This is a genomic window from Litoreibacter janthinus (genome assembly GCF_900111945.1).
GTDB lineage: Bacteria > Pseudomonadota > Alphaproteobacteria > Rhodobacterales > Rhodobacteraceae > Litoreibacter > Litoreibacter janthinus.
Map to the genome: position 1 here is coordinate 175,966 of NZ_FOYO01000001.1, position 15,921 is coordinate 191,886.

Below are 15,921 nucleotides of genomic sequence, written 5' to 3' on the forward strand. Positions count from 1 at the left end.
CTTGCCCCATCGCAAGACACCTAAAGAATTCAACAACCCAGGCTTTGACCTTGATTACCAACCGTATGACGCAGCCAAGTTCAGTCAGATTGTTAAGGAGGTCGGATTCTCAGCCGTGAGGTCGAGCGCTCAAGTGCGCGAAGAATGGCTATCTCGAATGAACAACTTAGCGATCCATTTGAAGTATGATCTTGAGAACTCTTCTCGCCCGTCAAGATCTGGTGAGCGCGCCGAGCTAGAGAGTCTAACAAAAGCAACTAAGAAGCTTGTAAATTTATTGCCACTCCAATGGGATGAAGATGATGTTGAAATTCGAAACGAGCGTGAGCCTATTAAACCTAGCTCCAACGAGATGCGCTTACGCTCAAATCACAGAGTATCCGGACATCTCGAACGTCTATTAAGCCCTCATTTAGAGAACGAAATTGAGAATAGGCCAAACGATCCAGACGGCATTCTAGATGAATTGATTAATACTGAGAATCCGCTCGATGCTCGCGAGATCTTGATTCTAGCCTCGGTCCTCACATCTTTCATCGCAAAGGCGAGCACCGCTGCAATCGAGGCTTTGCCGATCGACCCCGAAACAAGAGCACCGAGACCAGAACATGACTTTGTTATCGGTTTGGCGCGTCTTTACCCTGACATTTTCGGGCGGGACATTGGCATTTCGAATGCGAAAGGGAAACTAGGCGGGCCCTTGGTCCGGTTCATTAATGCTGCTTCAGCTTGTGTTAAAATCGACGTAACAGCTAGAAAAATACAAAGTTGGCTGACGAAAGATGGCCTGATCGGAACATCACAGTAGTCTTGGCATTATTAGAAATTTTTTTTCCTGATAATGTAATATTTTATCCGCAGAGTTCTTATGCGAGCACTAGAGGTGCGCCCAGTACCGGGCGTAAAATCTGGAGCCCGAAATGAGCAATGATCAAATACTTCGCCGACCAAAAGTCGAAAGCATCGTCGGGCTTTCGCGCTCGACGATATACGAGCTAATGGCTCAAGGAAGTTTCCCTCGCCCAATCAAACTTGGCCCGCGCGCCGTCGGGTGGCGCGAAAGGGATGTTTTGGCGTGGCTCGCTGCGCGCCCCACAGCGGATCGCAATACTCAATAAAAACACCCGCACCATGAAACAGAGGGCGCGGGCGCGGGATAGTCTATACAACTAAAATCCTATCGCATCGGGCCTCGTAAATCAACGAGACTCACAATGATCAAAGATAGAAATGGTGGCTACTCGGCCAATACCACGAAGTCGCCGCAACTCATTGAAATCACATTGGGCAAATACACAAAGCCTGAGCACAAAAGTGCAGCCCGAATGCTGGGGTATGTCCTAACATTGGGAACCAATAGCGCTTGGTGGCAGTTTGCAACTCTTGTCGGCATCAGGCTATCGCACGAAGAACGGGCGGCCCTGGCTTTCATGACGCTTAACGCGTTGGATAATGACGATGCGATTATCGTCGCAGATACAGCACTTGGCCGCTTTCCGAGATCTAAGGTGGATTGATGGGCGACCCGTACACCGATTCATATTTCGACGGACCCGATCCAATCAGGGAATTCCAAGTTGAGCCAACACTGGAAGAATTGACTAAGGAACTGGCTACTCTGACCCCACTTGAATATGATCAACGGCGCAATGCTTTTGCAAAAGAACATGAAATTCGTTTATCGACGCTTGATGCGGAGGTTCAGAAGGCTCGCGATGTCCCCAGTACGGATGCCGAAAAATCTGCTCCGTTTGAAAACATTTTGCCATGGGATGAGCCGGTTCACGGTGGGGAACTTCTCGACACCCTGCAATATACGGTAGAGCGTTTCTGCGTTCTGCCCGAGCACAGCGCCCCGATAATTGCCGCCTGGTGTGTCCACGCATGGACACATGATGCGTCTGACATCAGCCCATTGCTGGCCTTTACGTCACCAGAAAAGCGCTGCGGAAAGTCAACCGCATTGTCGGTAGTGTCTGCACTGACGCCGCGCGCCATGCACGCGGTTAACATCTCCGTGTCGGTTCTGTTTCGTGTCATTGAGAAACACAAACCAACCATCTTAATCGACGAAGCCGATACCTTTCTCGAAGACCGATCAGATATGCGAGGGATGATCAACGGTGGTCACAATCGCCGCACCGCCAATGTTTGGCGCTCCGTGGGAGACGATCACGAGGCAAAGCCGTTCCGGGTTTGGTCGCCCAAAGCCATTGCGATGATCGGCGACCTCCCGGATACTCTTGAAGACAGAGCCTTGGTGGTTCCCCTCATGCGCAAGGATGTTGGGGAGACTGTCGAACGATTCCCAGCCCGCCGTGATGAAGAGTTGCTTCCCTTACGGCGTAAGCTGGCACGATGGGCAGAGGACAACTGGATCGAACTCGCGGATCACGAACCAAATATTCCCGAAGAACTGAACGACAGGGCGCAAGACAACGCACGCTGCCTTTGCACCATAGCAGATGTGGTCGGCGGCCATTGGCCCCAGCGCATCCGTGAGGCACTAGTGGGGCTGGCGAAGGCACAATTAGACGATGTGCCCGCTTCCAAGGGCGTGTTGTTGTTACACGACATCGCCGACATCCTAGAAAGATGGAGGGGGAACCGGATCACGAGCAACGATTTGGTCACAGAACTTGTAGCAATCGAGGAAGGTGCGTGGGCAGTCTGGAAAGGTGGCGATCCGATAACGGCGCGAATGGTGGCCAGCTTGTTGAAACCTTATGGAGTTAAGCCGGAACGGGACCGTTCGTCACGTTTCTATGTTCTGGACGACCTGAGGGATGCCGTCGGGAGGTATGTCTCGTGAGGTCTCGACACCCGTCGCAAGCGTCACGCACGTCACATGTGACACCAAACTCCTCCGAAAACACTATGATTGAACGGCCGTGTCGTATGTGACTCTTGTGACGCTATTCAGCGAGGCCTCACGGGAAAGTAATACCACTGACACGAGCACAGTATCAGATCGAGCTCCGCACCTTTGACCAAAGGAGAGATGAAAGCAGGTCAAAATCGAGACCTATGGCACTTCGCAGACTTACATGATCACGTCTAACAATCACGTAACAGCACAAATCGCACGACCCGCGACTAGTGCCCCCAATTCTCTCCAAACTTAAAAGTGGACAGTTGAAGGAGCACGAACGCACCAAGAATTGACGTGTGTATCAAACCAAACTCAGGCCAACACCGTCATTTGAACTTGGCGGGCGGGTCAAATATGGAGATCCAATAATTGCCTCATGCCCGAAAACGCTCGAATATCGTTCCTTTAACCGCCGATCCGAGGTCAAAGAATGCGTTAAAATACTTAGGGGAGGAGCATTGCAACGTAGTCAAATCGATGGCTCGAAATGGTGAATTCCCCGAGCAGTGGTGCGCAAAGATGGGTGTTGCAATGTCAACCATGTTCAACTGGGCCGCGCGCTATCCGGAGTTTGACGAGGCCTGCCGCATAGCATGGACCGCACTGTCGGCATATTGGACCGGTGAATTGGTCAAAGCCGCACGTGGAAACAACTGCAACACAAGACTTCTTCTCGAACTCCTTCGTCGACGTTTTCCTGACACTTGGGGCTCCAATGCCAAAAATGGTGCCGATCACTTTATCTCATGTGTCGACGTGGCCCGCTCAACCAAGGTAGATCAACAGGACTACGATGACATGACGAGTGACGAACTTATGGCTGAAATTGCTGCTCTGAGTGGCAAGTCAGGGTAGCGATGATAGGCATGCCGATTAACTAAGTTCGGAATAAGTCGGACTTATCTTCCAAATATCGTGTGGATAAATAGGACGTAAGCTTTCTTTAAATCTTCAATATTTATTAGATAACCAATAGTTAGGCGTCAGATTTAGTCAGTTTGTATTGGAGAGAAACAGGGGCAATTTCGTTGAAGTTCTTTGCGTCTGACAGCCTGATCATACGGCAAGTGTTTGGGTCGCAGATTGCCTTGGTAATGCAGAAAAATGTCAAGATTTTTGACATACCTGAGTTCATTGGCGCGGAGGCTTCAGGGCCGAAAACTATCGCGTGCATTGAAGATGAGGACATCGCGACGAAACCAAAGGATGGTATCAATTGGTCGAGGATAAGGGATAGCATTGGGCGGAAAGCGGTCGTTCGCTGCGGGTGCCACCATGAGTCACTGACTTGGCCAAAGCAGACATCTAATCTGCGTGAAGCCGTATTAACGTGCGCCACGCAATTGTACGCGTAGCTGATCCTGAATTTCTGCCTGAATGTCGAACGAGGTCTCGTTTTCCAGTTCAATGGTTACCGCTATTGCGAACCGAATATCATCGTCCTGGCTAAGCCCACCTCCGGACGCGTCCCGGCACTGCACGCGAATAGGAAGCACCTCATCATCCGCGTAGCGCGGAACCACTGGGCCGTTATGTTTGAGCCGACGCGACCAGACACTCCCTCGCCTGATTATGTTTGCATCAATATCGTTGGTTGATAGGTCGAGACCCCACCCATCATCTTTTAAGGGGTCTCCCAGAAGGTCCTCTCCCATAGCAACTGCATCTAGCGCAGCCAGTCGGTATCGCGCCCTTGTTGGCAGCACTGGAGAGAACCAGGTGACGGTGACTCGCATGAACCGACCAATCCGCTCGCCAGACAGCGGCGCGGGCAACGGAACTTCGAAAGTTGCGGCCTGATCGCGGCGCACTGTGCCGACACCGACAAGTGTGGCACCCAGTGCGGGTGCTTCTGTCATTAGAAAATCATCGAGGACACCATGTCCGAAGTAGCGGCAAGTCTCTTCTCTCGCCTGTGCATGCCTTTGTGCGCCGATCCTTTGTTTCTCAGCTTCGAACATGTCCTTTGCCGGATCATTCCACCGCGAAGCGCTTACTGCCAGCGCTTTGGTAATCAGCGCAAAATCACGCCGACCCAAGTCTTGATCTTCGAATGGACCGCCTTCTTCCTGCAAGGCAGCCGCGGCATTGAGATGCGCGCGCGCAACCAATGCATTGGCACAGCTTGTGCCGCGCGTTCGGTACATTGCAGCCGCCCCTGCACCTGCAGTCGCAACATTCAAACCAGTGCGCTGCGTACGCTCGACGACTTTAAGGCGTAGATGGCCTCCAGCTGGAAGCATGCGAATATTATGACGACCGCCAGTATGAATTAAATCAGGCTTGATGGACCGCATAGCGCCAAGTCCTGTAGCTGATGTGAGAGCAGGCAGTTGTTGCCCATTTTCCTCGAGCATGATTTCGCCGGCAGGCTCTGGGCCACGGGCATCGGCCAGATCGTGGGATGTTGCCCCAACCGTTAAAACGTTGATGGCCTCAGACGGTGCCATGAGTGTGCGCGTATGGCGCGCGCTTCGCTGCGCTTGGGCGACGAGCGCTTTGCGCTCCTCATGTGTTCCGTCCTCAAACGCCAGCGATGTTGTATTTGGAATGATAAGGTCATCAGGGACATTTCCGGCCGAGACAAGGAACAGAATGCCTTGTTGATCAGCCCACCAATCCAACAAACGCGCAAGCGAACTAATCCGGCCGGAAAACCCGGCTCCCTTCACACCTATTGAAAAATTGACGAGAAACGCATCGGGGGCTAAGGGCTCATCACCAAGAAACGCGCGAGCGAGGGCAATATGTACCACGTCGACGAATAATCTATCATCGGGTGAAGTTGCACTCTGTTCGTTGTCGATGAGAACTGGGATCGACAGCAGGCGGCTCTCCCTGACGGGAGTGCCATCGGCTAACAGGTCACCTCTGAGAATAAGGGAAGCCATCGATGTCGCATGACGTCGGTGCTGAACTTGAGATAGGCCCACCAAGTCGTGGACGTCCTCTATGATCACGCCGCCATTAAGTGAAGGGTGACCGGCAATCGGCGTTCCATCCAACAATACGGCTTTGATAGGCGCACCTTCGTCAAAAGCTGGATACTGACGTTGATCTTGGTCGTCTTCGGCGGCTGAAGGATTAGGCAGTGACTGTGCTATGGTTTGCGGTAGGACAAATTGCAGGCCTTCGACTGTTGCCAAGCCATCCGGTGCAGATGGGTTTTCGATCATTTCTCGCACAGCGGCGGCGGGCATTTCGATCAGTGCTGCTTCATAAATGAAGCCGGTTGCATTGATGGATGAAGTTGAGATGACAACGCCACCTAGCGCTTCAACGCGAACTCTTGTGTCTTGCTGCCAGCGTGTTCTTTGGTCCCTGTTGGCAGTGGGCCAAATTTCCAATTCCAATCGAACTGGATCCTGATCGTCCATTGGAAGTCTCGCGATCAGCTCTGCCTGCGCGTTTGCCGTCAACCTGTCCCTTGGTCCCCACAATCGCAAATCCGCCAGCATTGCGAATACTCGGTACCAGGGAGCTAGCCCTCGTGGGGCCTTTTCATTCTTTTGGTAGCCGCGCCAGAGCTTCAAGAGCGCATTGAGGTCTCTTGTTGATGGCATGGTCGCATAGAGTGTCGGAGATGCGTTGTCGGCATACTCGTCTTCCAATGCCTCCGGTACGTCATAGTCATCGAGATTGGACTCGATCAACACTTCTAGCTGAATCTGGTCTGCAGCGCGTTTGAAATCAGCGATCGGAACGATCGTCTCAAACACAAGCGCCCGCTCCGGCGCGATTCCAGTTGGATCCTGACGCAACACAACATCGGCATCCTCGCCAGTCAGTGCTTCTTCCAAACGATCAAACTGCTCGCCGAAACGCGCACCTTGGCCTTGAGAACCGCCACCACGCGGTCGCGGTCGTTTATCTTGTCTGCCCGGAAGGCGAGTTTCGCGGCCAGCTTCAGGAAGCCGCAGGATCGGTCGATCTGTCATCGCCAATTATTCTCCCATGTTGGGAGGTCCAGGCGCTAACACGATCCTTAACCAAAGTCCGGAATGTGACATTACCTTGAGCCAGTGCAAAGCGGCGACGAATATCCAAAAAAAAGTCCTCCGCTTCTGAAAAATTCTTAGGAGCAATAGCAGCTCTTAGCCGCTTCGCTGTAAATCCGAAATTATCCTCAAACTCTTTCATTTGCTGAAAAAAATAGTCGGTCATCTGCTCGTCGCTCGGGCGCCCTAATTCGAGTTTGATCTCGAAGCGACGCCAAGTCGCACGATCTAACAGCTCGGAATGATTGGTCGCTGCGACGAGAACGCAATAGGAGGGCAGATCATCAAGCTGCAGTAGAAGTGTTGTGACAACACGCTTGATCTCGCCCGTTTCATGGAGATCACCACGTTCCTTACCGATGGCGTCAAACTCGTCAAAAAAGAGGACACAAGGTTCAGTTCGGACAAAGTCGAACAATCGGCGAAGTCTTTGTGCAGTCTCTCCAAGATAACTGGTCACCACTGCATCATATCGAACAGTTAGAAGTGGAAGCGACAGTTCGTAGGACAGGCTTTCTGCCAGAGATGTCTTTCCGTTTCCGGGCGGGCCCACAAGTAGCAATCGATGTCGTGGCTCGTATCCATGAGCGCGAAGAACGTCCCCACGTTGCTGTTCTTCTATGAGTTCCTGGCAGGCCGTTCGGGTGTGTTTTTCAAGGAAAAGAGTTTCAAGAGGCCGCTCCGGTTCGCGGCGCTGGATCGCACCACCGCCGTCCCGAGCGCGCAGGCCTTGCGTTCGGGATTGACCGTTCACACCGTGTTTGGGAGGCGCTGTGAGCGCTTTGGAAATTCGATCAGCGACCCCGGTATGTTTCTTGGCACGTTCTTCGGCAGCGATAGCTTCAGCTGTGACGCGCACGGAGTCAGGATTTCCTGAGACACCGGCCTTCACCAGGTCCACAATTAGGTCGCTACGTGCCATTGAAATCCGTTCGTTTACGTCCGCCAGTGGACAAATCACATAAAAGAAGTATAGTCGGATTCATGAAATTGTCACCCGATATTTCCGATACTTAACCGATTTCGCAAATTTTTGACCGATCAATGCTCTCTTGAGGCGAATCCGATTCACACTACACGCCGGACCTCCTCAAGGCAGAAACCGTCATAGTTACCAATGAAGCCCAGCAGACATCAACCTCTTCGCCATCCTGCTCGACGATATATCCATAAGCGTTGCCGCCGAAGTAGTCGCTATAGGTCGCAACCTCCTGTTTAAGAGCCTCAGCTATGGGCCGGGAATAACGACACGGTCTGGGCAGACCCGGCATGATGCTGCAAAGCGGAGAATGGCGGCAACGAGCCCAACTCGCTCATCCATCAAGTCGTAGCGCACGACCTAGTGCGTTCAGCCAAGACAAGGTGCTCAATTCCTGCTCTTCCAGCCTTGCTTAGTTGGTCGGTTCTGAGATCTGTGATATATTTGATAGCAGTTGTTGTTGGACAGGAGATGAACATGAAAGCAATTCTCACGTATCTATTTAGTACTATTTTGGTTCTTAGCTCTCCCGCATTGGGACAGGGAATAGACACAACGGGCCTAAGCGAAGAAGAAATTAGCATTTTTCAAGGAGAAGAATCTAATTCAAACAAGAGTGAATTTTCATTGCTTTTGGAATCATTTCTCCAGAGCATTCAGGATGATCAATTTGCGATTGCTGCGTCGCAGAGTTGCGGAGCGCGCTGTCAGCAAGCGGCAAAGAGCTGCGTACGACTATGCAACGGTAGCAATGATCCCACAAATTGTCGGCGGGGCTGCATGGACAGGTACAGAACTTGCAAAGCCGGATGCCCTTAATTGGTCGGTCAAAGAGGAAATCAGAGAGATAATCTAGCTGTCACATCTCCAAAGGACGATTAGCTGGTATTGATTTCCTAACTCACGTGAACTTCGGAAAAAGGAGGAGTCCGTTATGAATTTTGGATTTGGACCCGCAGCAACAATCGTCATTATCTCGACCATCTCGGCATCAACCCCAGCGGTTTCTGAATGCGTTAGAGAACTCAATTGGTTGGTAGTCCAAAATAGTTGCGACAGATGCATAAAAGTTGAGGTGGAATCGGAAAACTGCTTTGGTACCAAATATTCGAAAGTCGATTTACGAGCAAATGAAACCAAGAAATTGAGGGTTGCATTTCCTCAACCGCCTTCTGCTCAGTTTCAGTGCAATTCAGCAAGTTTCAAATTGGTTGGTGAAGAGCCTTGCGTTCGTGCAGGCAGAGCCATCTCGGGTTCCAACTGATCGACAGCGTTATTAGTGATTTGCAGTCTTAGAACGTTTGCTTCGAAGTTGAGCGCCGCTGAATATTTCCTGAAAGCCTGTTTGTGCGAGCAGATTGAGTGTCGGTTATGTCCCGCACAGCCGACCTCTAGATCCTGAAAACGCTGCGCGATACATGAACGGCCGCTTTTGGGAAGCTGCTCTGCAGCGTCGCGACCCTTGGCGAAGGTCCGGTTTGGGCCGCGAGCGAAGAGCCCGCGTAGACCTCTGAAGCTACCCATCAGTTGGGAAGTCCTTCAGTCGCTTGACTGACGCGATCAATGCAAGCCGGAGACCATCTTTCACTTCATCATAGTGCAATCGCCGATGGCAGTTTGGGCAGCACGCGGCTGCGTTCTCTGTTGTGTCCCGGCCGCCTTCGCCCAGCGGTCTCAAGTGATGTACCTCTAAGAAGGGTTCACCGTTCGGCCGTTTGAAAGGCGCAGGGTTACCGCAATTCTCACAAACTCCGGCAGCTTCAGCAAGGACCCAAGCGATGACCTCTGGATCTCGAACATATCGCTCCGATGATGTGGAGATTTTCGAAACCCTCCCTTGCCCCTTTGGCGGTGTCGATTTTTTTGTGCGTATTCGCTGAAGTGCGCGCTGAACTCGATCGGATAGTTCTTTTGGATCGGCCGTAGGTTTTTCTGGCAAAACTGGACGCAACACCCAATATCTACGCTGACGATGGTGCTGCGAAGGCCTGATACCTTTTCGATTGCAGTAATTCAAAAAACCTCGATCTACGGCGTCATAGCCCTGGTCACCGGCTTCCAATGCGTCGCCAATGAGGCTGGACAGCGCCACATTTGTCTTCCGACCGTCCCGATCACTAAGATTGTCCCCATGGCTAATGTCGTTGTTTACGTATCCAGCGAATTTGCTAGGGGCATATCGAAAACTGCGACGAACCTGTACAGCAGCAAAGAGTTTACCGTTTTTGATCCGGGTATCGTGAAATTTTCTTTCGTCTTGGTTGTTGCTCTCACCGTACCGGAAGAGTGTTTCGATGTTATCGACTACTTGTTCAATGGTGCTGACGAGGTCGGCCATAACAATCCCAATTGCTGATGCGATCTATTCACCAGTACCATACTCAGCAATTGGGCAGTGAACACCCACTCGACGTCTGCTTTGAAGAAGCTGCGCCGCGGCGTAAAGCAGGAGGACCAATGTCGGCTCTGGGCCGTCCTGTTTCTGTGTCTCAAAGACAAGAGTGCGCATTGGCGAACGCCAGTGCACCTCAGATTAGAATAGCGAGAATGCCTCAAGCCAAATCATCCAACTCGGGATGTTTTCTGTGGCACCACTTCGTGTGGCTTCGAAAATTCCTTCCGGTAAAGTGCGCGCGGCGATAGAAGAAGCTCCACCCACGATAGAAGGGAATAAAATCCCCACGAGCGTAGCGTTAAAAGGGGTGCTTCGCCGACCGTATGGAAATATCGTTGCAAGAAACGCGGCTGCAAAAAGATAGATCAGTCCAGCGACCAACCATTGTGTATTTGTTGGAAAAGTGAACCAGTCTGTCTTCCCAGCAATCGAAACGACGGAAGGTAGCACAGCGCCGAACGCGCCATAAGGAAAGAGCTTCCACTTAGGTGATTGATTTCTTGCCACTGGCCCAACTCTCCTACAATTCGAGCTCTGGGTCGCCTATCAAAATGAAAGCGCTCCAGAAACGAGGGTGTCTGTATGAGGGGTTATTAAAAACTCTCTTCTTTGCGTTGAGAAGTGCTTGTCCAACGGAAGCATCGTTTTCCGTCATTTCCTCTGCAAAATACGTTGTGAGATAGTAGCTCGAACGGCTTTCAACGTCCCACAGGCTCGCGAGTACGCTTTGCGCCCCTGCGATCATGAAAGCACGAACCAAGCCTGACATGCCACTCGCCGCAAACGTCCCGTCAGACGAAGCCGTGGAACAGGCCGAAAGCATTACCAACTTCGCTTGTAACTCTAAGGAAAGGACTTCCGACATATTCAACTTTGCCTCGTCAGGCACACCAGTAGCGCTAGGGCTGATTGAAGAAAGCAACAAGAAGGGCTCATCAAAAACCTGCCCATTCGACAAACCTGCAGCTATCGCATGCGTAGCAAAGGCTAGGACCTCGGTTGATCCAATAGCTGAACTATTTCGAAAGTTCCCGAGCGTGGCGGTATCCCTCAGGTAAACGTCCTCCTTTCGGCCATCAAAAAGTGCCCGAAGATCGCGGATTTCAGAACTTGTGGCCGGCAAAGTTGCCAAAGGTTCCGAACCGGTCTCTGATCTAAGTAGCCAGTCTGTGATGCTTGCGATTTCTTGACGCAATGTTGGTTGTCCAATGATTGGATCACCAAACCCAACAAACCTGACCTTGCCGCCTTGGGTCGTTGGAAGTGCCCTTTTCTCTAACCTGTTTTTGAGCACCTGTAGCGACGGCATGTACGTAATCTGTTGCTCCAACCCCAAGAAGCGCAACTGATCTATCTCTCTGTGATCGTAAGTCTTTTCCGGAACTTCACCCAAAGGGATCGCTTCAAAAGGTACGTTTCTTAGTGAGCCGTATGGAACAAGGATCAAACGCTTCCCCTCAACCAGGTCAGAAATATTGTCAAAAACGATCTCGCGGAATTTCAGAAGCGGTTCCGTGTTCAGTCTATGCCCATTCGACCTAATCGAACGTGTATCTTTCGGCCACGAAACCTCGCTTTGATAGCTTTTCAGAATCTTATCGAATGCAAATCGATGCACATGTGAAAAATGAAAATATATACTTGAATTTTCGACAATCAGAAAATTCACTCCGAAATGGAGCGGCAAGGCCAGCACCACGGTCTCACCATCGGTGAGCATCGACTGTATCGCGGTAATCTCGTCGACGCTGGCCGCCGGCCCGCTTTCACCATAGATCGCGGCCTGCAGGAATTTCTCGGCAATTTGTACGGCGTCGAGGATGGTTTCACGTTTCTGTCTCAGCTCGGTCTCAATGGCGCGCTTCCGTTCAGAAACCTGCTCGAACTCGGCAGAAATGGCCAAGCGCCGATCTATTGTTTCCAGCTCGCCCGCGAGACCACGCCATTCTGCCAACCTGTCTAGCACTGCGCTCTTTCCTGTCGCAGACGCCCGCGCTTGCGATGCGTAGGAAATTGCTTGAAGCGCATCTATCCTGTCATACGCAACAAACAACTTGGCGTATTCACGCAAGATTGTGAGCGTGTCGATATCGCCTGCCTCATGCAGGTTCCGCAGCATACTGAGCCATAAATCAAGTGTCTGGCGCTGCGTTGCCTTTGAGAGAATGGGAGGGATCGGTCGCTCGCCTGCATCCGATAACTCCCAACCCAGTGCCGTCGCCAGGCTCGCCAGCAGGTCCTTCTCTTCGACGCCCTCGAGAAGACTATAGAATGTCAGGGCGCGGGTGAGACTAACAACTCTTTCTGATCCAATAGCGCTCTTTTCTAGCGCAACCTCCGTAGCGAAGCGCATTGCGTTCTCCGCGTCGTCGAACCGGTTGAGCTGAAAATAGACTCGCGCCAAATTTTCTGCACCAGGGGCAAGCATTGACCTCAAATCGAACTCGATACTTCCAGTATCCACCTGCGGAACAGGGAAGGGCCTTGGAAGAGGTTCTCCATGCAGTGCAACACCTGCGTCTGTACGCGCGTAACCGAATACTCTACGGGCTACATCTTCTGCAACTTCAGTCTCTCCGGAGAAATATAGCGCGTCAGATAACAGAGTAATCTGTTCAACAAATGCACTGACATTGTCACCATCCGTCTCATGCAGGAGCTCTCTTGCGGTAAATTCCGCCAGGAACATCGTCGCATCTTCGTAGTTTTCATTTGAATATGAGAGCTTCGCCCGCTCAAATAGCAAATCTCCCCAAAGATGCGGCAAAATCTTCGCCATATCCGCTTGCGGATCAAACGCGCCATCTTCGGCCGTAATCGTGTTCACAGCGGTAGAGAGGTTTTGTGCGAAGGCCCGGTTCAAGACCGCATTTGCCAGATTCAGGTCATCCTGAGCTTGATATATTTGTGAAAGTGCAATGAGCCCGGCGATCTGGAATTCACTATGATATCCGAAAAGGTCTGAAGAAATTTCCAGTGACCGCTCCGTGTACTCTATCGCAGCTTTATGATGCCCCAGTTGCAGCTGCACCCTACCCAATTCCAAGAGGATTCCGGCAGCTTCGCTGTTATGCAGGCCGCGTTGTACCGCTTGATTGAACAAATAGGCGGAATACAACCTGTCAAGTGCTTCGAAATCACGGCTGATTTGCGCGGCGGCGCGCATTGCGTAGAAAATCGCGGCAGTATCACCCTGATCCTGTTTTTTTGGAGCGTAGCGCTCGGTGAGCCATCCAATAGCCGTATCGCCATCGAATAGGACTGGATACCCACCGGGTTCCCAAAGATGGTCGATCTCTGGCGGGTAGGTTCCAGGCAAGTCGGTCACGAGCCGCCACGTGTCAGGAGCGCCGACACCACTCGGATCAATGTGCGTGATCAGCACGACACCATCAGGAACGGTCCAGGAAAACTCGGCAGCGCCATTTCGATATGAAAACATCGTCCCAGATCGAATTCGGCTGGTCACCGATTCTTCCGGCAGATAAAAAAAGAAATTCTCCGAGCCAGGTTGAAAGACCTCCGTATCGCGATCTTCTGCGAAAAAATCGAAAAACCTCAAGAAGCTGCAATTCTGCGAGAAGTGCGACTTAAAAAAATTAGCCGTAAAGAAAAGGGCACAATCGTTTGAGCCGCTCGACGTTTCCATTATCCAGGAACCGTTATCTCTCGAAGATTGGATGAGCTTTGGAGGATTGGCGAGCAGGTCGACTTCCGAAAGGTAGGGCCAGCCCGCATGATTTGGCGCCGAGTTCATGGCGTCTGGAGCAAACAGTTCATGGTCACCCGTTGGCAGAGTGAGCGTGCCAAGATGATCGGAAGTGAATGATGCCTCCAACAGAAGTCTCTCATCTCCGTCTCCAGACAATCGAATTGACTCTCCTTTTGGGACATAACTCTGAAAGCGGCGGTTACCTTCAGAATCAAGAATGGCGATCTCCTGCCCGGTGACCGCGGTAAAAATCGGAGCCGCCCAATCTAGTTTCCGCGGATAGGTGGCCATATCCGGTTCGGAAGCATAGAGAAGATCCACGTAGTTGAGGTTTTGCAGCCAGGAAATCAACTGAGCATTCTGCCTCATCCGCTCTAGCGAAATTACTGCGGCACGATGCTTGTTTCGCGCCAACTCTTCGAATATTCCTCTCGCTTTCTCGGCATCAAGCGCTTGCCCGAGGCCACGTTCTGCAGCAAAGCCTAAAAGGAATTGGCTTTCTGCATGCCCCTGCCTTGCTGCTTGCTCAAGCAAGGGGATCGCGACTTTTGGATTTGGGGGCCAATCACTTCCATCGCCGTTCGTGTTTCTTTTGCCCAAAAGTTCTATCGTTCCAAGACGAGAAGTGACGTTTACGTCGGGCTTTGCTTCAAGAACAGCTCTATAATAGGAAACCGCCTTGGATGTGCTTTGTTGATAGCCTGAACTTGATGTCCATCCATCATCCCACACTTTTCCAGCCAAAGCGGACGCACTTGGATCTTCCAGTTCGAGAAATGGCTCAAGCAGTGCCAAAGCTCGTTCGCCATTCCTCTCGGCGTGTCGCCCCGTAACATATGCTTCTGCGGCGATGAGAGTTGCTACAGAGGAGCCCAATCTCGCGAGGTTTTCCAACTCCGCGAGCGCTTCAAGTCCAGCGGTGGTACTGTCAGCGGCTTCAAATTTCTCAGCAGCGACTTCAACTTGGGCTGCTAGACTCGCGCCTCCGGCAGTTTTTGGTTGAGAAGTGGAGCCCTGAGCGAACAGGTGTGTCATCGATCCGCAAGTGACCAATAAGACAAGAATAAACTTCAAAAACCAGTGAAACTTATTTGTTGAGGTTTTGTTTTCACTCGAAGTTGCATTGAAATACATGGCTAATAACCCAAACGCACCCTTTTATCAAATTCCGAGACTATAGCAGAATCTTCGCTTGCGCGCCACATGTCACATGCCAAACGGAAAGGGACTGCGTTCTATTTCGCGCCTGCGGCGAATGTCTGCAATGCGTGCTGCGGGCGCAGAATGTTGACCGCTCAGTGAAGGGCAGGTTTGGGCCGTCCTCAACTGAGGAAGTCAGCTTCAGAGCCCAGATGCTGCACTAACCACGATGGCTGCAACGAGCCCACTTTACCGAGTTTCTGATAGGCGGCGAATGTCTGGTTTCTGTAACTCGCAGAGGCGTCACTTATTACGTTGGGATTTCGACAACAAACCGGACGCAGCATCTCGAGCCGTTTCAAATTTAGCCGGTGTCTCCGAGAATAAGTGAAAGGCTCATAACGCCCTCGATTAGGATCAACAGCGACGAAGTAGGGAACATATCGATCGATTTTCCCGAAGTCAGAGACCCGCGACTAATATAAGATCCGTTTCTGAAATCCTCTCTCTAACAGCACGTGCTTGACTGTAAGCTTCTGAATCATAGAACGCTTGCGCTGCTTCAAGAGACTCGAATTCAATCACGATTGCCAGGCCCTTCGCGGCCCCCTCACGATGATCGGGCTTTGGATTTCGGACAAGAACTTTACCATTGTGCGATTTGATCGCCGCTCCTGAGAGAGCCTTGAACTCTTCAAAGGCCTCTTTGTCCTGCACTCGAATGTGCGCGATTAAATAACCTTTGGACATACGTTTTGCCTCCCCACTTGATTTCCTCGAGATGCACGACATTCGAGATCAATCCAGAGGGCACGTCAAGTTTTC

Annotated in this window: 10 protein-coding genes; 5 read left to right on the forward strand and 5 right to left on the reverse strand. The window is 51.5% G+C overall.

Annotation, left to right across the window (positions count from 1 at the left end; translation table 11 throughout):
* The first annotated feature begins 1 nt into the window (after position 1).
* The 5 genes from BM352_RS00920 to BM352_RS00940 all read left to right on the forward strand — a co-directional run bounded on the left by BM352_RS00920 (position 2) and on the right by BM352_RS00940 (position 3,727).
* Complete coding sequence (locus tag BM352_RS00920) at positions 2-808, forward strand: hypothetical protein (RefSeq protein WP_090211301.1); 807 nt, start codon at positions 2-4, stop codon at positions 806-808.
* A gap of 112 nt (positions 809-920) precedes the next feature.
* On the forward strand, positions 921-1,118 hold the full coding sequence (locus BM352_RS00925; RefSeq protein WP_090211304.1) for a helix-turn-helix transcriptional regulator: 198 nt from the start codon (positions 921-923) through the stop codon (positions 1,116-1,118).
* A 96-nt stretch (positions 1,119-1,214) separates the two neighbouring features.
* Positions 1,215-1,517: a hypothetical protein gene (locus BM352_RS00930; protein ID WP_090211307.1), complete on the forward strand. Its 303-nt coding sequence runs from the start codon at positions 1,215-1,217 to the stop codon at positions 1,515-1,517.
* Entirely contained in the window at positions 1,517-2,812 is a 1,296-nt protein-coding gene (locus tag BM352_RS00935) for a DUF3631 domain-containing protein (RefSeq protein WP_090211309.1), read from the forward strand. The genes BM352_RS00930 and BM352_RS00935 overlap by 1 nt, the downstream gene beginning before the upstream one ends.
* A gap of 591 nt (positions 2,813-3,403) precedes the next feature.
* Complete coding sequence (locus tag BM352_RS00940; protein WP_090211311.1) at positions 3,404-3,727, forward strand: hypothetical protein; 324 nt, start codon at positions 3,404-3,406, stop codon at positions 3,725-3,727.
* A 470-nt stretch (positions 3,728-4,197) separates the two neighbouring features.
* Here BM352_RS00940 and BM352_RS00950 read toward each other — a convergent pair whose 3' ends face one another.
* The 5 genes from BM352_RS00950 to BM352_RS00980 all read right to left on the reverse strand — a co-directional run bounded on the left by BM352_RS00950 (position 4,198) and on the right by BM352_RS00980 (position 15,846).
* Complete coding sequence (locus BM352_RS00950; protein ID WP_175500588.1) at positions 4,198-6,483, reverse strand: S8 family serine peptidase; 2,286 nt, start codon at positions 6,481-6,483, stop codon at positions 4,198-4,200.
* Positions 6,484-6,778: 295 nt separating this feature from the next.
* Positions 6,779-7,792: an AAA family ATPase gene (locus BM352_RS00955; RefSeq protein WP_090211317.1), complete on the reverse strand. Its 1,014-nt coding sequence runs from the start codon at positions 7,790-7,792 to the stop codon at positions 6,779-6,781.
* A gap of 1,573 nt (positions 7,793-9,365) precedes the next feature.
* A complete protein-coding gene (locus tag BM352_RS00970) occupies positions 9,366-10,187 on the reverse strand; it encodes an HNH endonuclease (RefSeq protein WP_090211326.1) in 822 nt (273 codons plus the stop codon).
* 577 nt (positions 10,188-10,764) lie between these two features.
* Positions 10,765-15,090 carry a CHAT domain-containing protein gene (locus BM352_RS00975; protein ID WP_090211328.1) on the reverse strand — a complete coding sequence of 1,442 codons (4,326 nt, stop codon included), beginning with the start codon at positions 15,088-15,090 and terminating at the stop codon, positions 10,765-10,767.
* A gap of 468 nt (positions 15,091-15,558) precedes the next feature.
* The gene (locus BM352_RS00980) at positions 15,559-15,846 is read right to left on the reverse strand and encodes a DUF1330 domain-containing protein (protein WP_090211274.1); all 288 of its coding nucleotides are present in this window, start codon (positions 15,844-15,846) and stop codon (positions 15,559-15,561) included.
* Between the last annotated feature and the right edge of the window lie 75 nt (positions 15,847-15,921).